Here is a 4,535-nt window from a genome sequence, read left to right as displayed (position 1 = left end):
CGTCAATTGCGTCTTAGAGACATGGGCGGAATTATTGTGGTGGATTTTATCGATATGCAAAATCCAGATAACCGCAGAGTTTTATATGATTTCTTGAAAGAAGAAATGAGTGACGATAAGGCCAAGCATAAAATCTTGCCTCCTAGTAAATTTGGATTAATTCAAATCACTAGACAAAGAGTTAGACCCGAAGTAAATATTAAAACCAGAGAAGAAGACCCCAACAATGAACATGGGGAAATTGAAGCTCCAATTTTAATTATTGATAAAATATCGGCTGACCTTGAACGCATTATCAAAGACCACAAAAAAGTAGTACTTAACGTGCATCCATTTGTGGCAGCATACCTTACAAAAGGTTTTCCATCCTTACGTTCAAAATGGTTTTTTGAACATAAGAAATGGGTGAAAATTATACCTCGTGACGCTTACACGTATCTAGAATATCACTTCCTTGACAATGAAGGAACTGAAATTATAGTAAAATAATACCGGGATGTATCCTGTAATAAAAAACCGCCTTTCAAAAGATTGGCGGTTTTTTTATACCTGAAGTCCACTGGACTTCCTCCTCTTATTATCAAATCTCGTGACGCTTACACGTATCTAGAATATCACTTCCTTGACAATGAAGGAACTGAAATTATAGTAAAATAATACCGGGATGTATCCTGTAATAAAAAACCGCCTTTCAAAAGATTGGCGGTTTTTGTTTTTAAAAATTATCTTTTGTCTTTAAAAAAAACCTTCATCAAATCGCCACACTCTTGTTCCAAAACTCCTGAAACCACTTGCGTTTTGGGATGCAATTGCGTTCCCATTTTTTGAAATCCGCGATTTTCATCGGAAGCACCAAAAACAATTTTTGAAATTTGTGACCAATACAAAGCACCGGCACACATTTGACAAGGCTCTAAAGTAACATATAAAGTACAATCTTTTAAATACTTACCGCCTAAAAAATTAGCCGCACTGGTTATCGCTTGCATTTCGGCATGGGCCGTAACATCGTGCAACAACTCGGTTAGATTGTGTGTGCGTGCAATCACTTTGTTGTCAATCACCACAACAGCTCCTACAGGAATTTCGCCTTTTTCAAAAGCAACTTCAGCTTCTTGTAAGGCTTTCCTCATAAAATATTCGTCGGTAAAAATTTGTTCCATAAGTGCAAAAATACGACAACCAATTCTTACTTTTGTAGTGCTATGGAAAATTTGCTTTCAAAAATTCACAATCCTACCGATGTAAGGAAACTCCCTGAAAATCAATTGCCTCAATTGGCCAAAGAAGTGAGAGACTTCATCATTGATATCGTTTCCAAGAAGGAAGGGCACTTGGGAGCCAGTTTGGGGGTTGTCGAATTAACCATTGCGTTGCATTATGTTTTCAATACCCCCGAAGACTTATTGGTTTGGGATGTGGGCCATCAAGCTTATGGACATAAAATCCTAACTGAAAGGAGAACTGTTTTTTACACCAATAGAGCATTGAACGGAATTTCGGGATTTCCAAAACGAAGTGAAAGTATTTATGATGCCTTTGGCGTGGGGCATTCTTCTACCTCTATTTCAGCAGCTTTAGGAATGGCCTTAGCCTCGCAATTAAAAGGTGACACAGACAAGCAACACATTGCAGTAATTGGCGATGCTTCTATTGCAAGCGGCATGGCCTTTGAAGGCTTAAATCATGCGGGTGTTACCGATGCCAATTTATTAGTGGTATTGAACGACAATGCTATTGGAATTGATCCAAGCATTGGCGCTTTAAAAAATTATTTGACCGCCGTAAAAGAAGGGAAAAATCCAAAACAAAACAACATCATAAAATCTTTAAATTTTGACTATTCAGGTCCAATTGACGGCCATGACTTGCCAAAATTAGTTTCAGAATTGAACCGATTAAAAAATGTAAAAGGTCCAAAATTTTTACATGTAATTACCACAAAAGGCAAAGGATTACAATTGGCCGAAGAAGACCAAGTAAAATATCATGCGCCTGGTAAATTTGACGCTGCAACCGGTAAAATTCATCCCAAAGAAGAATCGCATTTGCCACCAAAATTTCAAGATGTCTTTGGATACACCTTGGTTGAATTGGCCCAACAAAATGAAAAAATCATCGGAATTACTCCGGCTATGCCTTCTGGAAGTTCGATGAAATATATGATGGAAGCCTTTCCAAAACGTGCCTTTGACGTAGGAATTGCCGAACAACATGCAGTTACACTATCGGCAGGAATGGCTACACAAGGGATGGTTGTTTTTTGCAACATTTATTCTACCTTTTTACAACGTGCCTATGACCAATTGATACACGATGTAGCCTTGCAAAATTTACCCGTAATTTTTTGTTTGGACCGTTCGGGATTTGTTGGCGAAGATGGCGCCACCCACCATGGTGTGTTTGATATTGCTTATCTGAATTGCATACCCAATATGATTTTAGCAGCCCCTTTAGACGAAATTGAGTTGCGCAACCTGATGTTTACCGCTTCAGAAGGGCTAGAACACCCAATCGCTATTCGCTATCCACGAGGAAGAGGAGAAAATACCAATTGGCAACAACCTTTTGAAAAAATCAGTATTGGAAAATCCAAAATGCTTCAAAAAGGAAGTAAAGTAGCGGTAGTATCGACAGGGACTATTGGAACAAATGTGACTAAAGCTTTTGCCCAACTAGAAAATAAATCCCTTTTTTCTCATTATCATTTTCCTTTCATTAAGCCGTTAGACAGCGCATGTATTGATCAAATTATCAATACACACGAAGTCATGATTACCCTTGAAGACGGCGTAATTAAAGGCGGTTTTGGAGCACAAATTAATTCGATCGTAGCGCTTCAAAATAAAAAGATATCCATTATTAACTTAGGTATTCCGGATACATTTATTGAACAAGGAACGGTTTTGGAGCAACAACAATTTTGCAACATTGACGTTTTAAGTTTACTAGAATTATTTAATACCCTCTCGCATGATTAAAAAAATTTCTATCATTTTGTTGTTTTTTACTTTACAAAACAATTGGGCACAAGTTATTAAAACCGAAGTCAAAGACAGTACGTCTCAATGGATAAAAGTGAATAAAGTGGGGCTTGATATTTCCCAAATTTCTTTTGTCAATTGGAATGCTGGTGGAAACAATTCGGTTTCAGGGCTGTTAAAAGGTAATTTCATTAGATCCTATGTTAAGGGTAATTTTCATTGGAAAAACGAATTAATTGGTCGCTATGGTATTAACAAACAAGAAGGCCAAGAAATGAGAAAAACAGATGATCAACTTCAAATAAATTCTACTTTTGGCTACCGAACCGATACGATTTCCAACTGGTATTATGCGGGTAAATTTAATTTTAATACGCAATTTGCCAATGGATATGCCTATCCCAATACCGATTTAGCCATTTCAAAACCTTTTGCACCAGCATATGTTTTTGTAGGAATTGGTGCCGAATACTCTAGAAAAGACTTGAACTTAAATTTATATCTCTCCCCTTTAACCAACAAAACAACACTTGTTTTTGATCAAAGATTAGCCAATCAAGGAGCATTTGGAGTAAACAAAGCAATTTATGACAGTAATGGCGCTTTAATTCAAAAAGGAGAAAATACGCGAACAGAGGTAGGAATATTAATTTCAAACCAATGGAAAAAAGAGGTTTGGACCAATATTAATTTGGAAAACCGCTTGAGTCTTTATACCGATTATATCAATAAATTTGGCAATATAGATATTGATTGGCAAATGCAATTGGCCATGGTTGTCAATCAATATGTAAAAGCAAATATTGGCACCCATGTAATTTACGATGACGACATTAAATTTAAAGAAGAAAGAGGTGGTGCTCAGGTAATAAAAGGTCCTCGCGTTCAGTTGAAACAAATTTTAGGCGTGGGCATTGAATATATATTTTAATAAAAAAGGCGCTGATATCTCAGCGCCTTTTTTATTCTAGTATAGCAATTATTGAAGAATAATTTTTTCCGAATAAGAAAGATTAGCTCCTTTAAGATTCAGTATATAAATTCCCTTTTGCAATCCGGAAAGATTTACAGTGTTGTTCGTTAAATAATCTCCTGTTTTTGAAAAAACAATTCTACCATTGATGTCATAAATAGCTAACGTCATATCCCCTGAAAAGTTTTCAATAGCAATATTAAAAAGTCCATTCGAAGGGTTTGGATACACCTTTACTCCTTTATTGAATACCGTGTCGTTTTCTGAAAGTGAAGTTGCCGAAAATGTTCCAGAAAATACCCCACGCCCATAGGTAGCCGCATAAACTCTATTGTCGTTTCTAAGATCTAAATCCAATACTTTAACATTACTCATTCCATTATAGGATTGATTCCATGTTGGTGTAGTTGTATTAAAGTTATTGGTATACCAAACCCCTAATTCGGTTCCTACAATAACTTCGTTGGCATTTAATGGGTTTTTAAGAATACATTTAACGGGTAAATCGGGTAAGTTTCCTTCTTTAGAAACCCATGTAATTCCTCCATTAGCAGTATACCAAATGCTCACCACATTAT

Annotated in this window: 5 protein-coding genes; 3 read left to right on the top strand and 2 right to left on the bottom strand. The window is 36.4% G+C overall.

Translation table 11 applies throughout. The features are described 5' to 3' along the window. Positions 1-489: ribonuclease E/G (locus ACIQ6Z_RS09195; RefSeq protein ID WP_396210588.1), on the top strand; the 489-nt coding region annotated here is incomplete at its 5' end. Positions 490-722: 233 nt separating this feature from the next. Here ACIQ6Z_RS09195 and ACIQ6Z_RS09190 read toward each other — a convergent pair. After that, on the bottom strand, positions 723-1,163 hold the full coding sequence (locus tag ACIQ6Z_RS09190; protein WP_396210587.1) for a nucleoside deaminase: 441 nt from the start codon (positions 1,161-1,163) through the stop codon (positions 723-725). A 42-nt stretch (positions 1,164-1,205) separates the two neighbouring features. Here ACIQ6Z_RS09190 and ACIQ6Z_RS09185 point away from each other — a divergent pair, with 42 nt between their 5' ends. Both ACIQ6Z_RS09185 and ACIQ6Z_RS09180 read left to right on the top strand, forming a co-directional pair. Further along, a complete protein-coding gene (locus ACIQ6Z_RS09185; protein ID WP_396210586.1) occupies positions 1,206-2,981 on the top strand; it encodes a 1-deoxy-D-xylulose-5-phosphate synthase in 1,776 nt (591 codons plus the stop codon). Further along, a complete protein-coding gene (locus ACIQ6Z_RS09180; protein WP_396210585.1) occupies positions 2,974-3,915 on the top strand; it encodes a DUF3078 domain-containing protein in 942 nt (313 codons plus the stop codon). The genes ACIQ6Z_RS09185 and ACIQ6Z_RS09180 overlap by 8 nt, the downstream gene beginning before the upstream one ends. A gap of 48 nt (positions 3,916-3,963) precedes the next feature. Here ACIQ6Z_RS09180 and ACIQ6Z_RS09175 read toward each other — a convergent pair. After that, the coding region (locus tag ACIQ6Z_RS09175) for a T9SS type A sorting domain-containing protein (protein WP_396210584.1) at positions 3,964-4,535 on the bottom strand (572 nt) is incomplete at its 5' end.

It is taken from the genome of Flavobacterium sp., assembly GCF_044376915.1.
GTDB lineage: Bacteria > Bacteroidota > Bacteroidia > Flavobacteriales > Flavobacteriaceae > Flavobacterium.
Note: the sequence above shows the minus strand (reverse complement) of the source record. Positions and strands in the feature narration are given on the sequence as shown.

Excerpts from the sequence above, each read along its gene's own strand:
- ACIQ6Z_RS09190 (WP_396210587.1), bottom strand. The coding sequence starts at position 1,163 with ATGGAACAAATTTTTACCGACGAATATTTTATGAGGAAAGCCTTACAA.
- ACIQ6Z_RS09180 (WP_396210585.1), top strand. The coding sequence starts at position 2,974 with ATGATTAAAAAAATTTCTATCATTTTGTTGTTTTTTACTTTACAAAAC.
- ACIQ6Z_RS09185 (WP_396210586.1), top strand. The coding sequence starts at position 1,206 with ATGGAAAATTTGCTTTCAAAAATTCACAATCCTACCGATGTAAGGAAA.